General features: G+C 71.4%; 15 protein-coding genes. 7 read left to right on the plus strand and 8 right to left on the minus strand.

Annotation, left to right across the window (positions count from 1 at the left end; translation table 11 throughout):
- Positions 1-90: 90 nt before the first annotated feature.
- The 4 genes from BLV01_RS19905 to BLV01_RS19920 all read right to left on the minus strand — a co-directional run bounded on the left by BLV01_RS19905 (position 91) and on the right by BLV01_RS19920 (position 6,398).
- Positions 91-3,477, minus strand: a complete 3,387-nt coding sequence (locus BLV01_RS19905) for an ankyrin repeat domain-containing protein (RefSeq protein ID WP_091804105.1) — start codon at positions 3,475-3,477, stop codon at positions 91-93.
- The gene (locus tag BLV01_RS19910) at positions 3,470-3,739 is read right to left on the minus strand and encodes a YcgL domain-containing protein (RefSeq protein WP_091804108.1); all 270 of its coding nucleotides are present in this window, start codon (positions 3,737-3,739) and stop codon (positions 3,470-3,472) included. The genes BLV01_RS19905 and BLV01_RS19910 overlap by 8 nt, the downstream gene beginning before the upstream one ends.
- 196 nt (positions 3,740-3,935) lie before the next feature.
- Positions 3,936-4,940 carry a cytochrome d ubiquinol oxidase subunit II gene (cydB, locus tag BLV01_RS19915; protein WP_091804112.1) on the minus strand — a complete coding sequence of 335 codons (1,005 nt, stop codon included), beginning with the start codon at positions 4,938-4,940 and terminating at the stop codon, positions 3,936-3,938.
- Between the two features lie 57 nt (positions 4,941-4,997).
- A complete protein-coding gene (locus BLV01_RS19920) occupies positions 4,998-6,398 on the minus strand; it encodes a cytochrome ubiquinol oxidase subunit I (RefSeq protein WP_091804115.1) in 1,401 nt (466 codons plus the stop codon).
- 737 nt (positions 6,399-7,135) lie between these two features.
- On the opposite strand from BLV01_RS19920, the gene BLV01_RS19925 reads away from it, so the two are divergent.
- Positions 7,136-9,511 carry a S9 family peptidase gene (locus BLV01_RS19925; protein WP_091804118.1) on the plus strand — a complete coding sequence of 792 codons (2,376 nt, stop codon included), beginning with the start codon at positions 7,136-7,138 and terminating at the stop codon, positions 9,509-9,511.
- A 309-nt stretch (positions 9,512-9,820) separates the two neighbouring features.
- Positions 9,821-10,732, plus strand: a complete 912-nt coding sequence (gene hemF / locus BLV01_RS19930) for an oxygen-dependent coproporphyrinogen oxidase (protein ID WP_091804122.1) — start codon at positions 9,821-9,823, stop codon at positions 10,730-10,732.
- A gap of 554 nt (positions 10,733-11,286) precedes the next feature.
- Here hemF and polA read toward each other — a convergent pair.
- Positions 11,287-14,052, minus strand: a complete 2,766-nt coding sequence (gene polA / locus BLV01_RS19935) for a DNA polymerase I (RefSeq protein ID WP_091804125.1) — start codon at positions 14,050-14,052, stop codon at positions 11,287-11,289.
- 113 nt (positions 14,053-14,165) lie between these two features.
- Between polA and BLV01_RS19940 the strand changes: the two genes are divergently transcribed.
- The 3 genes from BLV01_RS19940 (at position 14,166) to BLV01_RS19950 (ending at position 15,814) form a co-directional block, all read left to right on the plus strand.
- A complete protein-coding gene (locus tag BLV01_RS19940; protein WP_057949430.1) occupies positions 14,166-14,489 on the plus strand; it encodes a DUF2782 domain-containing protein in 324 nt (107 codons plus the stop codon).
- A gap of 104 nt (positions 14,490-14,593) precedes the next feature.
- Positions 14,594-15,022, plus strand: coding sequence for a GNAT family N-acetyltransferase (locus tag BLV01_RS19945; RefSeq protein ID WP_091804128.1), 429 nt, complete (start codon positions 14,594-14,596; stop codon positions 15,020-15,022).
- Between the two features lie 234 nt (positions 15,023-15,256).
- Positions 15,257-15,814 carry a hypothetical protein gene (locus BLV01_RS19950; protein WP_139178903.1) on the plus strand — a complete coding sequence of 186 codons (558 nt, stop codon included), beginning with the start codon at positions 15,257-15,259 and terminating at the stop codon, positions 15,812-15,814.
- 18 nt (positions 15,815-15,832) lie between these two features.
- On the opposite strand, the gene BLV01_RS19955 is transcribed toward BLV01_RS19950, so the two are convergent.
- Positions 15,833-17,083 (minus strand): hypothetical protein, encoded by a 1,251-nt coding sequence (locus BLV01_RS19955; protein WP_091804134.1) that lies wholly within the window; start codon positions 17,081-17,083, stop codon positions 15,833-15,835.
- A gap of 212 nt (positions 17,084-17,295) precedes the next feature.
- Between BLV01_RS19955 and BLV01_RS19960 the strand changes: the two genes are divergently transcribed.
- Positions 17,296-19,638, plus strand: a complete 2,343-nt coding sequence (locus BLV01_RS19960) for a TonB-dependent receptor plug domain-containing protein (RefSeq protein WP_254782704.1) — start codon at positions 17,296-17,298, stop codon at positions 19,636-19,638.
- A 221-nt stretch (positions 19,639-19,859) separates the two neighbouring features.
- Here BLV01_RS19960 and uvrD read toward each other — a convergent pair whose 3' ends face one another.
- Entirely contained in the window at positions 19,860-22,037 is a 2,178-nt protein-coding gene (gene uvrD / locus BLV01_RS19965; protein ID WP_091804139.1) for a DNA helicase II, read from the minus strand.
- Between the two features lie 83 nt (positions 22,038-22,120).
- On the opposite strand from uvrD, the gene BLV01_RS19970 reads away from it, so the two are divergent.
- Positions 22,121-23,131, plus strand: a complete 1,011-nt coding sequence (locus BLV01_RS19970) for a M61 family metallopeptidase (RefSeq protein WP_175486130.1) — start codon at positions 22,121-22,123, stop codon at positions 23,129-23,131.
- Positions 23,132-23,303: 172 nt separating this feature from the next.
- Here BLV01_RS19970 and BLV01_RS19975 read toward each other — a convergent pair whose 3' ends face one another.
- Positions 23,304-23,945: a TIGR00645 family protein gene (locus BLV01_RS19975; protein ID WP_091804146.1), complete on the minus strand. Its 642-nt coding sequence runs from the start codon at positions 23,943-23,945 to the stop codon at positions 23,304-23,306.
- Between the last annotated feature and the right edge of the window lie 125 nt (positions 23,946-24,070).

Genomic DNA, 24,070 nt, shown 5'->3' on the forward strand with positions numbered 1-24,070 from the left:
GCCGCTCCTACAAGAAGCGGCCGCGGTTTCGTTTCCGACCTGCAGGCGCTGCGGCCGCGAGGTTTCAGGCTCGCGGCGCAGGTCCGCGGCTCAGCTGCCCGGCCCGCCGCGCAGGAACCGCGCCATCGATACGCCGCCGTTGTTGCCGTTGCCGGCCGTCGCCGGGGCGAATTCGGCGGCGATGTCGACGAAGCCGCGCATCACCGCGATCTCGCGCGGGGTGCGGTTGAGGGCGTCGCGCAGGTCCGGGTTGGCGCCGTGGCGCAGCAGGCGCTGGACCACCCGCAACAGGCCGTGCAGCGCGGCCAGATGCAGCGGGCCGAAGCCGCGCGGGTCCTGCACGTCGAGCGAGGCTTCGTGGTCGAGCAGCAATTCCAGGCCGGCGATCAGCACGTCTTCGTCGGCGGCGGTGCCCGGCTCGGCGCGCGCGCCCAGCAGCAACAGCAGCGGGGTGGCGCCGGCGGCGGATTGGTCGGCGTCGACGCCGGCCAGCAGCAGGGTGTCGAACAGCGCCACCAGGCGGCTGCGCTCGCGCGCGGTGAAGCCGTACATCGCCGCGCAGTGCAGGGCCATGCGGCCTTGCGCGTCGCGCGCCTGGACGTCGGCGCCGGCGGCGAGCAGGCGCGCGGCCAGGTCGGTCAGGCCGAGCGCGCAGGCCACCATCAGCACGGTCAGGTCGCCCGGCAGGCGCTGTTCCAGCGAGGCGCCGGCGGCGACCAGGCGGTCGACGATCTCGGCGTGGCGCATGCTCACCGCCGCCGACAGCGGGGTGGCGCCGGAGTTGGCCGCGCGGCCCGGGTCGGCGCCGCGCGCCAGCAGCAGGTCGACCACGGCGCGGTGGCCGCCGCCGGCCGCGCGCAGCAGCGCGGTGCAGCCCTGGCTGTCGGGCGCATCGACCGACAGGCCGAGGTCGAGCAGGCGCCGCACCGCGTCGGCGTCGCCGACGATGGCCGCGGCGGGCACGTCGCCGGCGCGCAGCGGACGCTTGGGCAGCGGCCAGCCGCGCCAGTCCAGCCAGTCGGCGAGGTCGCGCCGGCCGGACGCCAGCGCCACGCCGAGCGGGGTCTGGCCGTCGGCGGCGAGCAGGTCCGGGGCGGCGCCGTGGGCGACCAGCCGCTTGAGCATGTTCTCGCGGCCCAGCGCCGCGGCCAGGTGCAGCGCGCTCATGCCGTGGCTGTCGCGGGCGTTGAGGTCGACGCCGGCGGCCAGCAGGCGGTCGAGCAGGCGCGCCCAGCCCAGCCGCACCGCGATCGCCAGCGGCGGGTCGCCGGCCGGGGTGCGCGCGAAGGCGTCGGCGCCGCGTTCGATCAAGTCCAGCGCGAACTGCTCCAGCCCGCGCGCGGCCTGTTCGCCGGCCGAGCAGGTGGCCAGGAACCGGCCCAGGCCGCCGCGCCCGGCCGGCGACACGCCGCGGCGCAGCAGCGCGTGCAGCGCCGGCAGCGAGCCGGGCGCACGGTCGAGCAGGGCGAACAGCACGGTGTCGCCGGCGGCGTTGCGCACGTTGGCGTCGGCGCCCTGCCCCAGCAGCCAGTCGATGCGCTCGGCGGTCGGCGCCTGGCCGTCCTCTTCGTGCAGCTGCGCGCCCAGTTCGGCCGGGCTCAGCAGCTTGGCCAGCCCGGTCAGTTCGGCCGAACGGCCCTCGCGCAGGCCGTCGCGCAGCAGCGCGGCGGGCATGCGGTCGACGATCACCCGCTCGCCGTCCGGCGCGTCCGCGTCGCCCTCGCCGCTGACCGCGGCCGGCAGCGGATAGGCGCGGTCGAGCGCGGCCACCAGCGACCAGCGTCCGGCCTCGGCGGCGCGGTCGACCGCGCGCTTGCCGTGACGGTCGCGCAGTTCCGGGTCCAGGCCCAGTTCGAGCAGGCGCAGCACCAGCGGCGGCGAGGCGGTCTCGGCCTGGCAGGCCAGGACCAGCGCGCTGGCGCCGTCGGCGTCGAGCGCCTTGGCGTGCTCGGCGCCGCCCTGCGGCAGGTGTTCGAGCAGCTTTTCCAGCACCGCCGGGCGGCCGCCGCGGGCGGCTTCCAGCACCGGCGTGCGCTGCTGGCTGTCGATCGCGGACGCGTCGGCGCCGGCGGCGAGCAGGGTCGCGACGATGTCCTGGTGGCCGGCGAAGGCCGCGGTGTGCAGGGCGCTGCGGCGCTGGCCGTCGCGCGCGTCGATCCGCGCCTTGTGCTTGAGCAGCAGCTGCACGCCGGCCGGGTCGTCCTCGTCGCCGCCGGCCGCGGCCAGCAACGCCGGCGCGCCGCCGGCGTGCTCGGTCTTGGCACCGCGTTCGAGCAGGAACTTGGCCAGCCGCCAGTTGCCGCTGGCGCAGGCCACCCCGAGCGGGCTGAGGCCGTCGTGGTTGAGCGTTTCCAGTTCGGCCTGGGCGTCGCGCAGCAGCGCGGCCACGCCCGGGTCGGAACTGCGCGCGGCGTGGTGCAGCGGGGTGTTGCCTTCGTGGTCGGCCAGGCGCGGGTCGGCGCCGTTGGCGAGCAGGGTCATGACCGCGTCGGGGCGGCCGTGCCAGCTGTCGCGGGTCGCCGCCAGCAGCGGGGTCATGCCGGCGTGGGCGATGTTGAGGTCGACGCCGCGGCCGATCAGCGCGCGCAGCAGGCGCAGGTCGGGCAGCACCGCGGCCAGCACCGGCAGGCTGCGGCGGTCGCGCTCGTCCTCGCCGGGCGGCGCCGCGTTGACGTCGGCGCCCAGTTCGATCAGTTCCAGCGCGCGCTCGACCTTGCCGGCGCGCGCGGCCAGGTACAGCGCCTGCGCCAGTTCGGCGTCGCCGAGTTCGTTGGCGTCGCCGTCGAGGCGTTCGTCCTGCCCCTGGGCAGCGTCGAGTTCGGGATCGAACTCAGCGCCGGGCAGGGCGTCGGCCGGGCGGATCGTCTGCAGCAGCACGTGCAGCGCCGGCGAGGCCAGGGCGAAGGCGACCGCCAGGGTCCAGCGCGCGCCGCCGCCGAGCAGGCCCGGCCAGGCCAGCAGCAGGGCCAGGGCGACGATGCCGGCGACGATGCCGGCCACGCCCAGACCGCGCCACGCGCCCAGTTCGAGGTCGGGCAGGCGCGCCCATTGCGGCGGCAGCGCGGCGCCGTCGCGCTCGCTGCCCTGCCACAGCGGCCACAGCCGCCACAGCCCCAGCAGCAGCAGGCCGGCGACCACGCTCAGGCCGAGCGCGGCCAGCAGCGAGCCGCTGTGCAGCAGCGAACTCAGCGGCCACGCCGCCAGCGCCGCGGTCGCGGCGGTGGCGCCGCCCCACAACGCGGCCAGGTTCAGCAGTTCGGGTTTCCAGTCGGGCGCCGGCGCCGCGGCGTCGCCGCGCCGGCGCCACAGCCGCGCCGCCAGCGCGAACGCCGGCTGCGCCAGGGCGCCGCCGAGCAGCGCCACGACCGCCCCCGCCGGCGTGCCGCCGAAGCCGGTCGCCAGCGCCAGCGCCAGGCCGGCGGCCAAGGCGATGGCGAAGCCCTTCGACAGGGCGCGCGAGGTGGGAGCGTCAGGCATCGGGTTGCGCGGCCTCCGCAGCGGGGACGCCGGGCACCGGCGGGAACTGCAGGTGGAAACCGCGCGAATCCAGGTTCTCGCGCACCGTGGCCGCGTCGGCGCGGGCCAGTTTGCGCTCGGCCGAGAGCTCGACTTCGAGCACGAACTGCAGCGCGCCCAACTGCTGGCGAACGGGGTCGGGCAGGCGCGCGAAATCGTCGCGCGCGCTCAGGAATACGTAGGTGTCTGCCTTGCGCAGACTTTTGTACACGTAGGCTTGCATGGGGCGGGCGATACAGCCGGGGGAGACTGCTTTTTATGCATCGAAGATGCGACGCACAGCATACCCGCCCGTTCGGGCCGCGCGTACTTCCGCGTTCAGCGCGGGGCGCGCCCCCGGGTGGTAGGCCGGGCAGGACCGCGATCCGCTCCGCCCGGCGCCGTTTCGGCGGCCCCGGGCGAGCGCCCGGCCGCCGCCGTCAGTGGTAGCCGGCGTCGGCCGCGACCTTGCCGCGGAACACCCGGTAGGACCAGTAGGTGTAGCCCAGGATCGCCGGCAGCAGGATCACCATGCCGCCGAGCACGAACATCTGCGAGGACGGCGCGGCCGCCGCGTCCCACAGGCTCAGCCCCGGCACGATGTTGGGCCAGATCCCCAGCACCAGGCCGACGAAGCCGAGCACGAAGAACCCCAGCGAGTACACGAACGGGTCGCCGTCGCGGCCCTCGCGCCGCACCGCGCGCCACAGCGCCCAGGCGTTGGCGATCACCAGCAGCGGCACCGGGAACAGCCAGTAGAAATTCCCGCCCTCGAACCAGCGCGCCATGATCCGCGAGTCCAGGAACGGCAGCCAGGCGCTGACCAGGCCGATGAACACCGCCACCACCAGCGCCAGCGGCCGCGCCAGGGTGCGGGCGATGTACTGCAGCCGGCCCTCGGTCTTGAGCACCAGCCAGGTCGAGCCGAGCAGGGCGTAGCCGAACACCACCGCCGCGCCGGTCAGCATCGAGAACGGGCTGAACCAGTCGAACATGCCGCCGACGTACTTGCCTTCCTGCATCGGCATGCCCTCGACGATGGCGCCCAGGATCACCCCCTGGGCGAAGGCGCAGAACAGCGAGCCCAGCGAGAACGCCGCGCCCCAGGCGGCCTTGGCGCGCCGCGCCTTGAACCGGAACTCGAACGCCACCCCGCGGAACACCAGCGCGATCAGCATCAGCAGCACCGGCAGGTACAGCGCCGACAGCACCAGCGAATAGGCCTTCGGGAACGCGGTCAGCAGGCCGACGCCGCCGAGCACCAGCCAGGTTTCGTTGCCGTCCCAGATCGGCGCGGCGGTGTTCATCATGTGGTCGAGCTGGTCCTCGTCCTCGGCGAACGGCGCCAGGATGCCCAGGCCGAGCACGAAGCCGTCCAGCAGCACGTACATCAACACGCCGAAGCCGATCACGCCGAACCAGATCACCGGCAGCCAATAGTCCATCGTCGATCTCCGTCTCTCTCGTCGGCGGCGCTCAGGCGCCGGCCTCGCCGCCGGCGGTCATGCGCCGGCCTCGGTGGATTCGTCCGGCACCGACAACGGCCGCGCCGGGGTCTTGTCGCCGTGCATGCGCTGCGGCGGCGGCTCGTGCGGATGCGGCCCCTTGCGGATCAGCTTGACCAGGTAGCGGAAACCCGCGCCGAACACGGTCAGGTAGACCACCGCGAACGCAATCAGCGAGGTCATCACGCTGGCCGCCTCGATCGGACTGACCGCGTCGGCGGTGCGCAGCAGGCCGTAGATCACGTACGGCTGGCGGCCGATCTCGACCACGTACCAGCCGGCCAGGATCGCGGCGAAGCCGCTCATGATCATCAACCGCCAGCCCCACAACACCGCGCGCGATTCGTACAGGCGCCGGCGCCACAGCAGCCACAGCGAACACGCCACCAGCGCCAGCATCGCCATGCCCAGGCCGACCATGACCCGGAACGCGTAGAACACCGGCTTCACCGGCGGCCGCTCGCTGGCCGGCACCGACTTGAGCGGCTGGATGTCGCCGTCCAGGGTGTGGGTGAGGATCAGGCTGCCGAGCTTGGGCACGGCGATTTCCAGGTCGTTGCGCTCGGCCTTCTCGTTGGGCACCGCGAACAGGATCAGCGGCACGCCCTCGCCGGGCGGGTTGGATTGCCAGTGCGCCTCCATCGCCGCGACCTTGATCGGCTGGTGCTCGCGCACGTTGAGCCCGTGCAGGTCGCCGACGAACACCTGGGTCGGCACGGTGATCGCGGCGAACACCACCGCCGCCTTGAGCATGCGCTTGCCGGCTTCGACGTGGATGCCGCGCAGCAGGTACGACGCGCCGGCGCCGCCGATCACGAAGCAGGTGGTGATGAACGCGGCCAGCACCATGTGCGCGAGCCGGTACGGGAACGAAGGGTTGAACACGATCGCCCACCAGTCGTCGGGCACGAACACGCCGTCGACGATGCGGTGGCCGGTCGGCGTCTGCATCCAGCTGTTGGCCGAGATGATCCAGAAGGTCGAGATCAGCGTGCCCAGCGCGACCATGCACGTGGCCAGGAAATGCATGCGCTCGCTGACCCGGCCCCAGCCGAACAGCATCACCCCGAGGAAGGTCGCCTCCAGGAAGAACGCGGTCAGCACCTCGTACGACAGCAGCGGCCCGAGGATGCTGCCGGCCTGCTCGCTGAGCACCGCCCAGTTGGTGCCGAACTGGAAGCTCATGACGATGCCGGAGACCACGCCCATGCCGAAGGACACGGCGAAGACCTTGGTCCAAAAGAAGAACAGGTCGCGCCACAGGGTGTCGCGGGTGCGCAGCCAGCGCCATTCGACGAAGGCCAGCCAACTGGCCAGGCCGATGGTGAAGGCCGGGAACAGGATGTGGAAAGAGATGACGAAGCCGAACTGGATCCGCGACAGCAGCAGGGCGTCCACGCGTGTGTGCCTCCACGGCGCGGTGTGCGCCGTCGGGTTCATTTTGCGTCGCAGCATCGGCCGCGCACGCCGGGGTCGTGGGAGCACTTAAACCGCAAAGGCGGTGAGTGCGGCGTGGTCGGGGCGCGAAACTGCGACATTCGGCGACTGGCGCGGGCGCGGCGCCGCGGCCGGCCGGGCGCTTGGCGCGGTGGCTGCGGTGGCGCGCACGGGATGGGGCCGTCGCCGGTGCGCGGTGCGCGCGCGGGCGCTGCGACAAACGGCGGCATCGGCGCCTGGCGCGCGATCGTGCGGATCGGCGCGGCCGGGCGCGCGGCTGCGCGAACGTTCGTCTGCACGGGCCCGATCCGGGACGAGAGACGGTCGCAGCGTCCCCTGTGGGAGCGCCTTCAGGCCCGACGCTTCCCGATCCGGGTTTCGAATCCGGCGGAACGAAGGGCATCGGGCCTGAAGGCCCTGCCACAACACCCGCCCGGCCCGGACCGGCATCGTCGGCCCGACACCGCCGCGTGCAGCGACACGGCCGGCGCGGCCTCGGCCCGCCGGCGTGCGCCCACGCCGGCCGGCACCGCCGCGAAACCGCCGATCCCGCAAACCCGACGCCGGCGCATCGTCCGGCGTCCCCGCCCGTGGCCGCGAATCGGCCCGAATCCGCACCGCCGCCATGACCAACGACCGGCCCGCCGCGCCGCCCCCGGCTGCTACCCTGCCCCGTCTTTATCCCCAGAGCCCGCTCGATGCGCCTCGCCTACGCCCGACTCGCCGCCCTGCCGCTGGCCCTGCTCGCCAGCGCCGCCTTCGCCCAAACCGCCGCGCCGCTGACCCTGGCCGACACCATGGCCGACCCGGACTGGATCGGTCCGCCGGTCGAACGCGCCTGGTGGGCCTGGGACGGCCAACGCGTGCAGTACCAGCTCAAGCGCGACGGCGCGATCATCCGCGACACCTGGCAGGCCGGCGCCGCCGGCGGCGCGCCGCAGCGCGTGGACGGCGCGGCGCGCAACGAGCTCGACGCGGTCAACCCGGTGTTCGATGCGCAGCGCACGCGCATGGCCTTCATCCGCAACGGCGACGTGTTCGTGCGCGACCTGCGCTCCGGCGCGCTGACCCAGGTCACCCGCAGCAACGAGACCGAGGCGCGCCCGCAGTTCTCGCGCGACGGCAACCTGGTGTTCCGCGCCGACAACCAGTGGTTCCAGTGGCGCGCGGGCCAGGGCGTGAGCCAGGCCGCGCAGGTGCTGGCGCAGAACGACCCGGCCAAGGCGCCCAAGGCCGACGCGCTGCGCGACTACCAGCTGTCCACCATCGACACCCTGCGCAACGACCGCGCCCAGCGCGACGCCTCGCGCGAGCAGGACGAGGCCTGGCGCAAGAGCGACCCCAGCCGCGCGCCGCGCGCGGTCTACCTCGGCAGCGACGTCGAGATCGTCGACACCGCGCTCTCGCCCGACGGCCGCTACCTGCTCGCGGTCACCCAGGACAAGAAGGGCGAGGCCGGCGCCAGCGGCAAGATGCCCAAGTACGTGACCGAATCGGGTTACGAGGAATTCGAGGAAGTGCGCACCCGCGTCGGCCGCAACGAGCCGCTGGCGCAGAAGCTGTGGCTGGTCGACGTGGCCGCGGGCAAGGCCAGCGAACTCAAGTTCGACAAGCTGCCGGGCATCGGCGAAGACCCGCTCGCGGCGATGCGCAAGGCGGCAAAGAAAGACCCGCTCAAGGGCGACCGCCCGGTGCGCATCGAGACCGACGGCGACGGCCGCAACGCCGCGGTGCGCTGGAGCGACGACGGCCGCCACGCCGGCGTGCTGATCCGCGCCACCGACAACAAGGACCGCTGGATCGCCTCGGTCGACCTCGCCCGCGCCGCGCTGGAAACCCGCCACCGCCTCAACGACAAGGCCTGGATCGGCTGGGACTACAACGACTTCGGCTGGCTGCCCGACGGCGGCCTGTGGCTGCTGTCGGAACAAAGCGGCTACTCGCACCTGTACGTCAGCGACGGCGGCGCGGCCAAGCCGATCACCTCGGGCAAGTGGGAGGTCTCCGACCCGCAGCTCGGCGCCGACGGCAAGACCTTCTTCTTCCTGTGCAACCGCAAGTGGCCGGGCGACTACGAAGTCTGCGCGGTCGACCGCAACGGCGGCGCGGTGCGCGAAGTCACCGCGCTCGACGGCGTGGAGAGCTTCGCGCTCTCGCCCGACGGCCGCAAAGTGCTGGCGCGCTACTCCGAAAGCTACCTGCCGCCGCAGCTGGCGGTGGTCGACGTCAGCGGAGAGAACACCGTCAAGCTCACCGACACCCGCAAGGACGGCTTCAAGCAGCGCGAGTGGATCCAGCCCGAATACGTGCAGGTTCCGTCCAAGCACGGCGCCGGCACGGTCTGGGGCAAGTTCTACGGGCCGAAGAACTACGAGCCCGGCAAGAAGTACCCGATCGTGATGTTCGTGCACGGCGCCGGCTTCCTGCAGAACGTCAGCGAGCGCTACCCGAACTACTTCCGCGAACAGATGTTCCACAACCTGCTGGTGCAGCAGGGCTACGTCGTGCTCGATCTCGACTACCGCGCCTCCCAAGGCTACGGCCGCGACTGGCGCACCGCGATCTACCGGCAGATGGGCCACCCGGAACTCGAGGACTACCTGGACGGCCTGGACTGGCTGGTCGCCAACAAGCAGGGCGACGGCGACCGCGCCGGCATCTACGGCGGCTCCTACGGCGGCTTCATGACCTTCATGGCGCTGTACCGCGCGCCGGGCAAGTTCAAGGCCGGCGCCGCGCTGCGCCCGGTTTCGGACTGGTCGCAGTACAACCACGAATACACGTCCAACATCCTCAACACCCCCGAGCTCGATCCGGAGGCCTACAAGAAGTCCTCGCCGATCGAATTCGCCGCCGGCCTGCAGGACAACCTGCTGATCGCCCACGGCATGATCGACGACAACGTGTTCTTCAAGGACTCGGTGATGATGACCCAGAAGCTCATCGAGCTGCGCAAGGACAAGTGGGAGATCGCCCCGTACCCGCTGGAGCGCCACGGCTTCGTCCATGCCGACGCGTGGTACGACGAGTACCGGCGCATCTACGAGCTGTTCGAGCGCACCTTGAAGAAGTGATCCACACCCTCGGCGGGGGCTCCCGGAGCCCCCGCCGACGCAATCGAAGCCACGGCCGCCTCCTGTAGGAGCGGCGCAAGCCCCGACCGCGACACACGGCTTGCGGCGCAAGCACGAAGCCCCGCAGTCGCAGCTCGCGCAGCTCCTACAGCCAGAATCGAAGCTACGGCCGCCCCCTGTAGGAGCGGCGCAAGCCGCGACCGCGACACCGCGCCTACCGCGCAAGCCCGCCTCTCGCACCGCGACCGCCACCGGCACGCTTGACCCAGGTCAAGCCGGCCCGCGCCGCGCATCGCTAGAATGCGCGCCATGAACGACTTCGACCGCGTCCGCGACTACCTCTCCGGCCTGCAGGACCGCATCTGCGCCGCCATCGAAACCGCCGACGGCGGCGCCCGCTTCATCGAGGACCAATGGCAGCGCGCCGAAGGCGGCGGCGGCCGCACCCGCATCCTGCGCGGCGGCAACGTGTTCGAGCAGGCCGGCGTCGGCTTCTCCGACGTGTCCGGCACCCAGCTGCCGCCATCGGCGAGCGCGGCGCGGCCGGAGCTGGCGGGCGCGTCCTGGCGCGCGGTCGGGGTGTCGCTGGTGTTCCACCCGCACAACCCCTACCTGCCGACCACCCACGCCAACGTGCGCCACTTCCGCGCCATGCGCGACGGCCAGACCGTGGCCTGGTGGTTCGGCGGCGGCTTCGACCTGACCCCGTTCTATCCCTTCCTCGAGGACGTGCGCCACTGGCACCGCACCGCGCGCGCGCTGTGCGAGCCGTATGGCGGCGAAGAGCGCTACCAGGCGCACAAGCGCTGGTGCGACGAATATTTCTTCCTCAAGCACCGCAACGAGACCCGCGGTGTCGGCGGCCTGTTCTTCGACGACCTGCACGGCGACTTCGAACGCGACTTCGGCTACCTGCGCGCGGTCGGCGACGGTTTCCTCGACGCCTACCTGCCGCTGGTGGAGCGCCGCCGCGACACGCCCTACGGCGAACGCGAGCGCCAGTTCCAGCTGTACCGGCGCGGCCGCTACGTCGAGTTCAACCTGGTGTTCGACCGCGGCACCCTGTTCGGCCTGCAGTCCGGCGGGCGCACCGAGTCGATCCTGATGAGCCTGCCGCCGCTGGTGCGCTGGGAGTACGGCTTCCAGCCCGAGGCCGACAGCGACGAGGCGCAACTGGCGCAGTTCCTGGCGCCGCGCGACTGGCTGGGCGAGGCCGGGTGAGGCGCAGCGCAGCGGCGGCTTCCTGTAGGAGCGGCGCGAGCCGCGACCGCGGGCCAGCCGGTTGCGCCGTAAGCGCGATGTCGCGGTCGCGGCTCGCGCGGCACCGACAGGGGCTCCTGGCGATTTCGCACGCGGATCCGTCATTTCTAAATTTTTCTAAATCAACGCGCGAAACCCATCGCATTTGCCGCGTGAGCGCTTTCGTTTAATCGCGTTGTTATCTGCGACTGCGAATATGCTTGGGCGGCTGCGATGGAATCGCCGCCGGGCAAAACAAAAGCCGCTGCGCGGACGCAGCGGCTTTGGGCCGGAAAATAAAAAGCCCCGCGGGCAGGGGGGGCCGGCGGGGCTGGTGGAGCGAGACCTGGGGAGGGGTCGTTCGCTCCGGGGGATCACTCCAGGGGAGGGAGAGATCGGCGACAGACGTTGCATCTGTCGCGACCTATATGACCACCCGGCACATGGATAGTTCGTGAAGATCGGAGTTAATAAATTGTTGGATTCAGGACCGATTCATTAAGCCAGCCCCAGCAAAATCAAGGGCTTCCAGATAATCAATGCGCTTCGTCCCAATTAATACCCACCCCGCTGTCGACGACGAGCGGCACGCGCAGCGTGGCGGCCGCCGACATCCGGCGTGAGGCCTGCGCCAGCAGTTCATCGACGAAGCCGTCCTCGACCTCGAACACCAGTTCGTCGTGCACCTGCAGGATCATCAGCGCGCGCTCGCGATGGCCGGCCAGCCAGCCGTCGATGTCGATCATCGCGCGCTTGATGATGTCGGCCGCGGTGCCCTGCATCGGCGCGTTGATCGCCGCGCGCTCGGCGCCGGCGCGCAGGCCCTGGTTGGAGGCCTTGATGTTCTCCAGGTACAGGCGGCGGCCGAACACGGTCTCGACGTAGCCGCGGTCGCGCGCGTCCTGGCGGGTGCGCTCCATGAAATCGCGCACGCCCGGATAACGGCTGAAGTACAGGGCGATGTAGTCCTGCGCCTCGCCGCGGCCGATGCCGAGCTGGCGGGCCAGGCCGAACGCGCTCATGCCGTACATCAGGCCGAAGTTGATCGCCTTGGCGGCGCGGCGCTCGTTGCCGCTGACTTCGTCCAGCGACTTCTTGCCGAACACTTCGGCCGCGGTCGCGCGGTGCACGTCGGCGCCGGACTCGAACGCGCGCACCAGACCTTCGTCCTGCGACAGGTGAGCCATGATCCGCAGCTCGATCTGCGAGTAGTCGCACGCCACCAGCTTGCGCCCGGGCGGCGCGACGAAGGCGCGGCGGATGCGGCGGCCGTCGTCGGTGCGGATCGGGATGTTCTGCAGGTTCGGATCGCTGGACGCCAGCCGTCCGGTGGCCGCGCCGGCCTGGTGGTAGCTGGTGTGCACGCGCCCGGTATGCGGGTTGACCATCTCCGGCAGCTTGTCGGTGTAGGTGCTGCGCAGCTTGGCCAGGCCGCGGTACTCCAGGATCACCCGCGGCAGTTCGTGCTGGTCGGCGATCGCCTCCAGCGCCTCTTCGTTGGTGCTGGGCTGACCGGTCGGCGTCTTCACCAGCACCGGCAGCTTGAGTTCGTCGAACAGCAGCGCCTGCAGCTGCTTGGGCGAATCCAGATTGAAGGTGCGCCCGGCCAGCTCGGTCGCCTTGAGCTGCGCGTCGAGCATGCGCTTGCCCAGGTCCTGCGACTGCCGGCGCAGCTCGTCGCCGTCGATCATCACGCCGTTGGTCTCGACCCGCGCCAGCACCGGCACCAGCGGCATCTCGATCTCGCGGTAGACCTTCTCCAGCGCCGGCTCGGCCGCCAGCCGCGCGCCGAGCACGCGGTGCAGGCGCAGGGTCACGTCGGCGTCTTCGGCGGCGTACTTGGTCGCATCGTCGATGGCGACCTGCGAGAACGAAATCTGCTTGGCGCCCTTGCCGGCCACGTCGCTGTATTTGATCGTGTCGTAGCCCAGGTAGCGCTTGGCCAGCGAGTCCATGTCGTGGCGGCTGGCGGTGGCGTTGTAGACGAAGCTCTCGAGCATGGTGTCGTCGGCGTAGCCGGCGAGCTCGACGCCGTGGCGGCGCAGCACATGCAGGTCGTACTTGCCGTGCTGGCCGAGCTTGCGCCGGGCCGGATCGGCGAACAGCGGGCGCAGCGCTTCCAGCACCCCCTCGCGGTCGAGCTGGGCCGGCGCGCCGGGGTAGTCGTGGCCGAGCGGCAGGTAGACCGCGCGGCCGGTTTCGCTGGCGAAGCTCAGGCCGACCAGGTTGGCCCGCATCGGGTCGAGCGAATCGGTTTCGCTGTCGAAGGCGAACTCGCCGGCCGCCTGCAGCGAGGCGACCAGCGCGTCGAGCTGCGCTTGGGTCGTCACCGCCTCGTAGTCGCCCTTGGCCGCCAGCGCCGGGTCCGGCGCCTCGCCCGCGCCGCCGCTGCGCGCGTGGCCGGCGGCGGTGGCACGCAGGCCGGCGCGGTCGCTGGCGATGTCGTTGGCGGTGGACGCGCCTTCCAGCTCGCGCAGCGCCTGCTTGAAGCCGTAGCGCGCGTACAGGCCGCGCAGCGCGTCGGCGTCGCGCTCGCGCAGCGCCAGCTGATCCGGACCGCGCTCGAGTTCGACGTCGGTCTTGATCGTCGCCAGCTGGCGGTTGAGCGGCAACCGCGCCAGCGCCGCGCGCAGGTTGTCGCCGATCTTGCCCTTGATCGCGCCGGCGTGTTCGATCACCCCGTCCAGGCTGCCGTACTCGCCCAGCCACTTGGCCGCGGTCTTGGGGCCGCACTTCTCCACCCCGGGGATGTTGTCGACGCTGTCGCCCATCAGCGAGAGCAGGTCGATCACCTGGTCGGGGCGCACGCCGAACTTGGCGATCACCGCCTCGTCCGAATCCATGCGGCTGCCGCTCATGGTGTTGACCAGGGTCACGCCCGGGCGCACGAGTTGGGCGAAGTCCTTGTCGCCGGTGGAGATGGTGACGTCGATCCCGTCCTGGTTGGCGCGCAGCGCCAGCGTGCCGATGACGTCGTCGGCCTCGACCCCGTCGATGCGCAGGATCGGAATGCCCAGCGCCTCGACGATCTCGCACATCGGCAGCACCTGCGCGCGCAGGTCGTCGGGCATCGGCGGACGGTTGGCCTTGTAGTTCGGGTCGAGATCGTCGCGGAAGGTCTTGCCGGGGGCGTCGACGACGAAGGCCACGTAGTCCGGCCGTTCGTTCAAGGTCGCGCGCAGCATGTTGACCACGCCGAACAGCGCGCCGGTGGGCTCGCCGGCGTCGTTGCTCAGCGGCGGCAGCGCGTGGAAGGCGCGGTAGAGGTAGCTGGAACCATCGATCAGGACGAGTCGTTTCATGGCGGGGATTCTACGCCCTGGCGTCTCGCCGGCGCGGACGCGGGCGCGGCGCGGATGCGCACGCTTAACGGCCGCGCGGCGTATGCTGTCGCCCTGCACCCCGGAGAACCGCCATGCGCGCCCCCCACGCCCCCCGAGCCGCCTTCGCCGCCGCGCTGCTGGCGCTGGCCCTGGCCGGTTGCGCCAGCACCGGCGGCGCCGCCAACGCCGCCGATCCCACCGCCGGGCTGAGCAACGCCGAGGTGCGCACCCGCACGGTCGAGAACGGCGACACCATCGAGGAATACCGCGTCGCCGGCCAGTTGCGCGTGGTCAAGGTGGTGCCCGCGCGCGGGCCGACGTATTACCTGGTCGACGAGAACGGCGACGGCCGCCTCGATGCGAGCAAGGGCGAAGGCACGGTGTCGCCGGTGTATTTCAAGTTGTTCAGTTGGTAAGGCCGTAGTGCGGGAAGATAGCGAGTAGGCGTCAGCAGATAGCGAAAGGCGGCCGCGCCGGCCTTTCGCTATCTGCTGACTCCTATCCGCTGGCCCCTGCCGTCATGACCACGATCCGCACCCTTACCGGCGACACCGACCTGCGCGCCGTCTGGCCGCTGGTCGCGCAGTTGCGCCCCGAGTTCGACGAAGAGCGCTTCCTCGCCCAGATGCATCGCCAGATCGCCCAGGGCTGCCGCGCCACGGTCGTCTTCGACGACGACGGCGCGCCGCGCGCGTTCGCGTGCTGGCGGGTGATGGAGATGCTCGCGGTCGGGCTGCACGTGTACGTGGACGACCTGATCGTCGATCAGACCGTGCGCAGCCGCGGCTACGGCAAGACGCTGCTGGATTGGCTCAAGGCCGAGGCCAGGCGTCTGGGCTGCGCGCGGCTGCAACTGGATTCGGGCACCCAGCGGCAGGACGCGCATGCGTTCTATCTGCGCGAGCGGCTGCGGATCGAGGCGTTCCACTTCGGGGTGAAGCTGGATTGAGCGGCTCCGGCGACGCGGCGCGCTGAAGTCGCTGCCCGCCACGTTCGCGCACACGACCGCCTTGAAGCAACCTCGCGGACGCCGCCTGCGGCGCCGCGGTCGCGCACGCTCGCCTCGTTCTCGATCGCCTTCGCTGCGCTTTGCCGATCCGGGCCGTCCGGCACGCGCGTTCTGGCGGCGGGCCTGCTAGGGTGGCCCGTGCCCACAGGGGGCGACTACAGCAGGACGGAGTCGATGACACGCATGCCCGGTTTGCGCGCTGTCTGCGTTCGCGGTTTGGCCTTGGCGCTGGTCGCGCTGCTCGCCGCCTGCGGCGAACCCGCGGCCAACGTCGCCCAGCCCAAGGCTTACGACCGTCTCGGCGTGCAGGTGCAGATTCCCGGCAACTGGAAGCTCGCCGACGACCAACGCCTGGGCGGCGTGCATTACCTCACCGTGGAAAGCCCAGGCTCGGCGGTGTTCATCGCCATGGTCCAGTCCGACCGCAACCGCGAGCTGGAAGAGTTCGCCCGCAGCTTCTCGGCCGAAGCCGACAAGCAGATGCCCGGCGCGCTGGGCCGGCAAAGCCGCTTCGATCTTTCCGCGTTCGCCGACGGCACCATCCGCGAGCACTACACGGTGAGCCTGGGCGGGGTGAAAGTCCCGCACCTGCGCGAGTACCACAAGATCACCGGCGCGCGCCGCACCGCGTTCCTGGTCACCCAGAGCGCCGACGAAGACCTGGCGCAGGCCAAGCCCGGCTTCGATCTGATCCTGAAGTCGTTCAAGTTCAACGAGGCGGCGGGCGGCTGAGGCCGCGCGCCGCGCCGCTCAGGCCTGGCACTGCGCCCGCAGGCCCAGCGTCTTCGCGATCTCGCGCCAATCGAACGCGGCCACCGCCTGGTCGTCGTGCACGGCGTAGAAAGCGCCGTCGGGGAAGCGCACCGAGCCGGTCTGCTGCAGCCACACGCCGTCGGTGTTGCCGACACTGCGGCCGGCGAACGCGCCCAGGTGCTGAAGGCTGGCGCGATCGAACACATGGAACAGGCTGCGGTCCTTGTACTGGTCGGTGGCGATCCAGTAACCACTGCCGTCGGCGCATTGCCACAGGGCGATGCCTTCGGCCTGGGCCTTGAACAAGCCCTGGCCGATGGTGCGGCCGCGGTAGCGGCCGTCGAGGCCGTATTCGCGCAGCGCGGTGCCGGCGGCGAGGTCTTCCTCGGCGATCAGCAGGCGGTCGTGGGCGGGATCGCCCCACACCGATTCGGGGACGCGGATCGCGCCTGCGGCGGTGGTGTCGCCGAACGCGCCGAGGTGGCGCACCTGCGGCGCGCCGGCGCCGAGCGTGAGTTCGTAGCGCTGCAGGCGCCGGCCCAGTTGCTCCAGCGGCGGCGCGATCGCGTCGCCGTTGGCGTCCTCGCCGGCCATGTAGGCGTCGGTGACGATGGCTTCGAGCGTGCCCGGCGCGGTTTGGCGCACCCACAGGCCGTAGGGCTGCCGCAGCTCGGCCTCGCCGAAGCTGGCCAGCGGGCGCAGTTGCGGCGTGCGCTTATCGGCCACACCCGGCTGCGCGCTGCGCGCCGGCGGCAGCGACAGATGCAGGACCTGCACGCGATGGTTGTCGCGCTCGACCACGAAGGCCAGGTCGCCGGATACGGCGATGCCGTTGGGCCGGCGGAACTGGCCCGGCGCGGCGCCGCTGCGGCCGTACCGGCCGACGCGCTCGCCGTTGTCGCCGTCGTAGATCGCCAGGCCGTCGCCCTGCTTGGCCGTGGCCAGCAACCACAGGCGACCGTTGGGGGCGCGCCAGATCGCCGGCGAGTCGATGTTGTCGTCGGGCGTGGACGCGGTCAGGAACGCTTCGGCGAGCACCTGGTGGGCGACGCCGGACTGGGCCAGCAACGGGTCGCCGGCCTCGGCCGCGCGTCGGTCGGGTTCGTTGTCGCCGGGCCGCGCGTCCGCGGCGATCGCCGGTGCCGCATCGGCGGCGCTGCGCGCGGCCTGCGGCGTGGCGCAACTGACCAGCGCGGCCACGCTCGCGGCCGCCGCGAGCCCGGCGGCGAGGACGGAAAATTTCGGCATGCGCGACACCCGGATGGCTTGGACGACGTGGACGGTCCCCTGCCGCTGTTATAGAACCGTCACGTGCCGCTTTCATGACAAGCGCGGCGCAGCCGCCGCAGCGCCGACGGCAACGCCCGTTCGTCGCTTGCGCGCCGGCGCGGTCATCGTCCTGCCATCGCCCTGACCTACAACGCTCGCCAACTTCGCCCGGCGAGCTTTCGATGCGCAGCATGCAGTCCATCCCGTTCCGCCGCCGCCATGCGCTGTGCGCCGCGCTGCTGGCCGCCTGCGGCGCGCCGGCCGCCGCCGCCGAAGTCGAGCTCGACAACGAACGCCGCGCCACCGAGCTCGACCGCGTCACCGTCACCGGCGAGATCGCCTACCGCGACCGCAGCGACGCCACCGCGCCGACGCTGAGCTACGGCCTGGACTACTTCCAGCGCTTCGAGCCGCTGACCGTCGGCGACATGCTCAAGCGCGTGCCCAGCGTCGGCTTCGTCTCCGACGTGCTCGAGTACGACGGCGCGCGGCTGCGCGGGCTGGATCCGGGCTACACCCAGATCCTGATCAACGGCAAGAAGGTGCCCGGCGCCGGCGGCGACCGTTCGTTCTACGTCGACCGCATTCCGGCCGAGCTGGTCGAGCGCATCGAGATCGTGCGCAGCCCCAGCGCCATCCGCTCCGGCGACGCGGTCGCCGGAGCGCTCAACATCGTGCTGCGCGACGCCTACGAATTCGACGGCGGCTACCTGCGCGCCGGCGCCATGCATTTCGACGACGGCAAGACCAAGCCGGTGCTCGGCGCGGTCGGCAGCGGCGAATTCGCCGGCGGCCGGCTGCTCGGCGGCCTCAACGTGCAGGGCCGGCACAACCCCAAGCGCAAGCGCAGCGACCGTTTCGAATCGCTGGGCGGCGACTTCGTCGACCGCGAGGACCAGAGCGACGTGCGCGACGGCACCGACACCTCCGGCAACCTGTCGTACGTGCGCGAGATCGGCAGCGGCCGGCTGCGCCTGGACGGTTTCTACGTGCGCACCGACCGCAGCGAGACCGAGCATTCGCGCGAATACGACCACCCCTCCCGCCGTTCACGCGAGCATCTGCTGTCGGTCAACGACCAGAAGGTCGACATCGACCAGAAGAACCTGGTGCTCGGCGCGTCCTACGCCTTCGACATGGCCGGCGGCCGCAGCGAGATCGACCTGGGCTACGCCCGCTTCGACGACGACCGCTTCGACACCGAGCAGGAAACCGGCTACGACAACGAGGACTCGCCGCCGTCGTTCGACGGCTTCGAAGGCGCGCGCGTCCTCACCGATGCGCGCGACCGCGAGTTCGACCTCAAGCTCGCGCACAAGCGCGAACTCGGCGCGGCGAAGTTCGAGTTCGGCGTCGACGGCGTCGACAAGCGCCGCGACAGTTCGCTGCGCACCAGCGAGGTGGAGGCGAAGAAGGAAGGCCAGCCGCTTCCGCCGTACGCCGAGTTCGACCGCCAGCGCAGCCGCATCCAGGAACGCCGCGCCGACCCGTACGCGATGCTGTCGGGCACGCGCGGCCGGCTGGACTGGGAAACCGGCCTGCGCTACGAGACCACCCGCGCGCGCATCAACCTGCGCGAGGAGGCCGACGCGCCGCGGCAGCGCCACGACAAGGACTACAACCTGCTGCTGCCCTCGGCGCACCTGCGCTTCGACCTGACCGGGCAGGACCGCATCAGCGCCTCGCTCGCGCGCACCGTGCGTCGCCCGGACTTCGACAAGCTGCTGCCGCTGATGCTGGAAGAGGAATACGGCGACAACGACTTCATCGGCAATCCGCAGCTGCGCCCGGAAACCGCGTGGGGCCTGGACCTGGGCTACGAGCGCCGGCTCGGCCGGCGCGGCGTGGTCGGCTTCAACCTGTTCTACCGCAAGGTGCGCGACCTGATCGAAGTGACCGGCACCGGCCGTCCCAGCGCCAAGGCGCTGGAGGACCACGAGGACGCGGTCGAGGAGTTCCTCGACGAGCATCCCGGCGCCGGGCCGGGCGCGCCGGGCTATCCCGCGTTCGACCCGGACAGCTTCGTGTTCACCGCCGCCAACGTCGGCGACGGGCGCGCGTGGGGCGCGGAGTTCGACCTGTCCACGCCGCTGACCGCGCTGGGGCTGGAGCACACCGGCGTGTTCCTCAATTACTCCTGGCTCGATAGCGAAGTCGACGACGAATTCGGCCGGCGCCGCTTCAACAACCAGCCGCGCTTCGTGCTCAACCTCGGCTTCATCCAGGACCTGCCCGAGTGGGGCGTGTCGTTCGGCGCCAGCTACCGTCGCCAGGGCGGCGCGGCCTCGCGCGTGCTCGGCGAGGAAGTGAGCACCGACTACGGCGCCGATCTTGAGGCGTTCGTGGAGAAGCGCTTCGGCTCGCAGGTGGCGGTGCGGCTGACCGGCTCGAATCTGCTGGACGCGTCGAAGGACGAGGCGTTCCACAAGTTCGACACCTTCGGCGACCAGGTCGATCGCGACTACGACGAGTACGAGCGCGAGACCGAGAAAGCGGGGCCGGTGTATCAGTTGACGGTGCGGTACGCGTTCTAGCGGTTGTAGCTGCAGCGCCAATCTCTTGGCTCAGGCCGTTGGAGATCGGCTTCGTCGGAGCGGACAGCGTCGGGTCTGAAGGCCCTCCCACAAGAGCGGCGAGATCCTCCACGGAGCGGGCTGTTGTGGGAGGGGCTTGAGCCCCGACGCTGTTCGCTCAGGCCGCCGCAGACCGGCCGCATCGGACCGCAAAGCGTCGGCCCTGAAGCCCTCCCACAACCTCAGGCCGGCTGCAGGTTCGCGTATGCCAGCACCAGCCACTTGCTGCCGACGTCGTCGAAATTGACCTGCACCCGCGCGTGCGCGCCGTCGCCTTCGTAGTCGGTGACGGTGCCGACGCCGAAAGTGCCGTGACGCACCTGGGCGCCGAGCTTGATCGGCGATTCGTCGATGCGCGCGTGGCCCATGTCGCGGCGCGGCGCGGCGCGGTACATCGGCCGCGACACCTGCACCTTCGGCCGCACTTCGTTGAGCAGCGGCGCGGGGATCTCGCGCAGGAAGCGCGAGGGCACGCCGTACATGTCGGTGCCGTGGATGCGCCGGGTCTCGGCGTAGCTCAGCACCAGCTTGTCGCGCGCGCGGGTGATGCCGACGTAGGCCAGCCGCCGCTCCTCTTCCAGGCGCCCGGATTCCTCGGTCGAACGCCCGCTCGGGAACAGGCCCTCTTCCAGGCCGCCGAGGAACACCAACGGGAATTCCAGACCCTTGGCGCTGTGCAGGGTCATCAGCTGCACGCCGTCTTCGCCGGCCTGGGCCTGGCCTTCGCCGGCTTCGAGCGCGGCGTAGCTCAGGAATGCGATCAGCTCGGGCATCTGCGCGTTTTCGTCCTCGTCGCTGCGGGCGAAGCGCGAAGCCACCGAGACCAGTTCGTCGAGGTTGTCGGTGCGCGAATCGAGCTGGCCGCGCGATTCGTTGGCGTAGTGCTCGCGCAGGCCCGAGCGCTGCAGCACGTGGTCGATCTTCTCCGGCAGCGGCATCTGCGCCACGTCGCTGTCCAGGGTGTCGATCATCAGCGCGAAGCCGGCCAGCGCGTTGCGCGCGCGCGCCGCCAGCACGGTCTCGGCGGCGGTCCGGCGCGCGGCCTCCCACAGCGCCACCGCGTCGCCGCGGGCGCGCTTGCGCACCTCGTCGAGGGTGCGCTCGCCGATGCCGCGGGTCGGCGTGTTGACCGCACGCTCGAACGCGGCGTCGTCGGCGCGGTTGGCGATCAGGCGCAGGTAGGCCAGGGTGTCCTTGATTTCCGCGCGCTCGAAGAAGCGCTGGCCGCCGTAGACGCGGTACGGCACCTGCTCCGACAGCAACGCCTCTTCGAACGCGCGCGACTGGGCGTTGCTGCGGTAGAGCACGGCCACGTCGCCGTAGCTGCCGCCGTCGCGCACCCACTGGCGCAGGCGCTCGACCACGAAACGCGCCTCGTCCATCTCGTTGTAGGCCGCGTACAGGTCGATCGCCTCGCCGTGGCCGGTGTCGGTCCACAGCTTCTTGCCCAGGCGGTCGGGGTTGTGGGCGATGACCGCGTTGGCCGCGTCGAGGATGTTCGCGCTGGAGCGGTAGTTCTGCTCCAGGCGGATGGTCTGGGCGCCGGGGAAGTCGCGCAGGAAGCGCTGCACGTTCTCGACCTTGGCGCCGCGCCAGCCGTAGATGGCCTGGTCGTCGTCGCCGACCACGAACACGTGGCCGCTGTCGCCGGCGAGCACGCGCACGAAGGCGTACTGGATCGCGTTGGTGTCCTGGAACTCGTCGACCAGGATCTCGCGGAACCGGGTGCGGTAGTGGCTCAGCAACGCCGGGCTGTCGCGCAGCAGCTCGTGCGCGCGCAGCAGCAGTTCGGCGAAATCGACCAGGCCGGCGCGTTCGCAGCGTTCCTGGTAGGCCTCGTAGCAGCGCAGCATCGCGTCCTGCCACTCGTCGCCGCCGGGCTGGATGTTGCGCGGGCGCCGGCCCTCGTCCTTCTGCGCGTTGATCCACCAGGCGATCTGGCGCGGCGGGAAGCGGGTGTCGTCCAGCTCCAGCGCCTGCACCACGCGCTTGACCAGGCGCAGTTGGTCGTCGCTGTCGAGCACCTGGAAGCCCTCGGGCAGCTTGGCCTCCTGCCAGTGCAGGCGCAGCAGGCGGTGGGCCAGGCCGTGGAAGGTGCCGATCCACATGCCGCGCGCGCCGCGCGCCAGCTGCGCGTCGACGCGCGCGCGCATCTCTCCGGCGGCTTTGTTCGTAAAGGTGACCGCGAGGATGCCGTGGGTCGGCACCCCGAGCACCTCGTTGAGCCAGGCGATGCGGTGGGTCAGCACGCGGGTCTTGCCGCTGCCGGCGCCGGCGAGGACCAGATAATGCCCCGGCGGCGCCGAAACGGCTTCGCGCTGGGCCGGGTTGAGAGCGTCGAGCAGATGCGATACGTCCATGCGGCTATTGTAACGGTCCGGGCGCGGGAACCCTCCCGCGCGGCGAGGTGGCGATGCGCCGGCGTGTGCGGATGAACGTGTCGATGAACCGGTCGCTCGCCGCCGCCGCGCTGCTCGCGCTGGCCGGCGCGACGCTGGCGCCCGCGCCGCTCGCGGCGCAGCCGGTCGCGGCGCAGGCCGCCGCCGCGCCCAGCGAGCGCGTGCTGCGCGTGGGCGAGCGGCGCCTGCGGGTGATCGTCGAGAACCCGCCCGGCCGCGCGCGCGCCGAAGAACTGCAGCGCTGGCTGGCCGAATGCGCGCGCGCCCAGCTGACCGCGTTCGGCGCGTTCCCGCTGCGCGAGGCGACGGTGCGCATCCGCCTGGTGCCGCGCCGCGGCCGCGATCCCAGTCCGGTGCCGTGGGGCCAGACCGTGCGCGAGGACGGCGTGTCGGTGCTGCTGTACGTGCGCGAGGACGCGGGCCGCGACGAACTGCGCGCGGACTGGACCGCGGTGCACGAACTGGCGCACCTGTTCCATCCCTTCCTCGGCGACGACGGCCGCTGGCTGGCCGAAGGCCTGGCGAGCTATTACCAGAACGTGCTGCGCGCGCGCGCCGGCCTGCTCGACGGCGACGAGGCCTGGCGACGCCTGGACGCCGGCTTCCGCCGCGGCCGCGCCGACGGCGGCGATGCGCGCATGGACCAGGTCGGCTGGAGCCGCGCCAGCACGATGCGCATCTACTGGGCCGGCGCGGCGTTCTGGCTGGACGCGGACCTGAGCCTGCGGCGCGAGCGCGGACGCAGCCTGGACGAGGTGCTGGCGGCGTACGCGCGCTGCTGCCTGCGCGAGGACAGCCGCACCACGCCGCAAGCGTTCATCGCCGCGCTCGACCGCGCCGGCGGCGGCGGCACGCTGGCGCGCACGTACGCGCGGCACGCGGCGATGACCGGGTTTCCGTCGCTGCAGGCCGACTACGCGGCGCTGGGCATCGAAACCCAGGGCGAGGCGCTGCGGTTTTCGCAGGAGGCCGCGGCGGCGCGCTTGCGCGCGGCGATCGTGGGGCCGCGGGCGGCGGTGGCGGTGCGCTCTTCGGCCGATGGCGACGGCGAATAGGCGGGGTTCGTCGTTGTCGCTTCGGCGCGGTCGCGGCTTGCGCCGCGCCTACAGTCCGGGACGAATCCGGATGCCGTCCCTTGCAGGAGCGGCGCGAGCCGCGACCGCGACACCGCGCCTACAGCGAAAGCCAATCGCGAGCCGGCTTCCCGGCCCGCGATGCAGACGGGCCTCAATGGGCGTTCTTGGCCGCCTTGATCCCGGCGCTCATCAGCTTGTCGGTCCAGGCGATGCCGACCGCCGAGACGATGAACAGCAAATGGATCAGGGCCTGCCACATCACCCCTTGCTCGGTGATGTCGGTGCAGCGCATCGCCTTTTCCAGGGTGCCGTTGGCGGTCATCGCCGCGACCGCGCGCGCCATCTCGTAGGCCTCCGGCGTGCCGCACAGCGGCAGCCCCAGGCTGCCGGCGCCGATGAAGGTCTTGAGCAGGTGGATCGAGGAGATGCCGATGATCGCCATCGCCAGCTTGACCTTGAGCACGCTGGCGTTGACGTGGCTCAGCCACTCGGGCTGGTCGGGATGGCCTTCCAGGCGCAGGCGCGAGACGAAGGTCTCGTAGCCGCCGACGATCACCATCACCAACAGGTTGGAGATCATCACCACGTCGATCAGGCCGAGCACGATCAGCATGATCGCCTGCTCGGTGAGGTTGGCCGCGTCGGTGATCAGGTGGATCAGTTCGCGCACGAACTGGAACACGTACACGCCCTGGGCCACGATCAGGCCCAGGTAGAGCGGCAGCTGCAGCCAGCGCGAGCTGAAGATCAGGGCCGGCAGGGGATTGAGTCGGTTGATCTTGGGGTCGGTCATGCGGATCGATTGCGGTAGTAAAGGGAGCGATTCCCGCCAAGCGGGGGGCCAAGAGTAGCCGGGCGACGGCGTCATCGCCATGGCAACGGCCGTCGCATTCAGGCGCGGCACGCGTCGCATGCGCG

Source organism: Lysobacter sp. yr284 (assembly GCF_900107375.1).
Classification (GTDB): domain Bacteria; phylum Pseudomonadota; class Gammaproteobacteria; order Xanthomonadales; family Xanthomonadaceae; genus Lysobacter.

What these genes read in the sequence shown, in the direction of transcription:
- BLV01_RS19955 (WP_091804134.1), bottom strand. Translation starts at nt 17,083, where the DNA reads ATGCCGAAATTTTCCGTCCTCGCCGCCGGGCTCGCGGCGGCCGCGAGC.
- BLV01_RS19940 (WP_057949430.1), top strand. Translation starts at nt 14,166, where the DNA reads ATGCGCGCCCCCCACGCCCCCCGAGCCGCCTTCGCCGCCGCGCTGCTG.
- polA (WP_091804125.1), bottom strand. Translation starts at nt 14,052, where the DNA reads ATGAAACGACTCGTCCTGATCGATGGTTCCAGCTACCTCTACCGCGCC.
- BLV01_RS19950 (WP_139178903.1), top strand. Translation starts at nt 15,257, where the DNA reads ATGACACGCATGCCCGGTTTGCGCGCTGTCTGCGTTCGCGGTTTGGCC.
- hemF (WP_091804122.1), top strand. Translation starts at nt 9,821, where the DNA reads ATGAACGACTTCGACCGCGTCCGCGACTACCTCTCCGGCCTGCAGGAC.
- uvrD (WP_091804139.1), bottom strand. Translation starts at nt 22,037, where the DNA reads ATGGACGTATCGCATCTGCTCGACGCTCTCAACCCGGCCCAGCGCGAA.
- BLV01_RS19960 (WP_254782704.1), top strand. Translation starts at nt 17,296, where the DNA reads ATGCAGTCCATCCCGTTCCGCCGCCGCCATGCGCTGTGCGCCGCGCTG.
- BLV01_RS19925 (WP_091804118.1), top strand. Translation starts at nt 7,136, where the DNA reads ATGCGCCTCGCCTACGCCCGACTCGCCGCCCTGCCGCTGGCCCTGCTC.
- BLV01_RS19970 (WP_175486130.1), top strand. Translation starts at nt 22,121, where the DNA reads ATGAACCGGTCGCTCGCCGCCGCCGCGCTGCTCGCGCTGGCCGGCGCG.
- BLV01_RS19975 (WP_091804146.1), bottom strand. Translation starts at nt 23,945, where the DNA reads ATGACCGACCCCAAGATCAACCGACTCAATCCCCTGCCGGCCCTGATC.
- BLV01_RS19905 (WP_091804105.1), bottom strand. Translation starts at nt 3,477, where the DNA reads ATGCCTGACGCTCCCACCTCGCGCGCCCTGTCGAAGGGCTTCGCCATC.
- BLV01_RS19945 (WP_091804128.1), top strand. Translation starts at nt 14,594, where the DNA reads ATGACCACGATCCGCACCCTTACCGGCGACACCGACCTGCGCGCCGTC.
- cydB (WP_091804112.1), bottom strand. Translation starts at nt 4,940, where the DNA reads ATGGACTATTGGCTGCCGGTGATCTGGTTCGGCGTGATCGGCTTCGGC.
- BLV01_RS19910 (WP_091804108.1), bottom strand. Translation starts at nt 3,739, where the DNA reads ATGCAAGCCTACGTGTACAAAAGTCTGCGCAAGGCAGACACCTACGTA.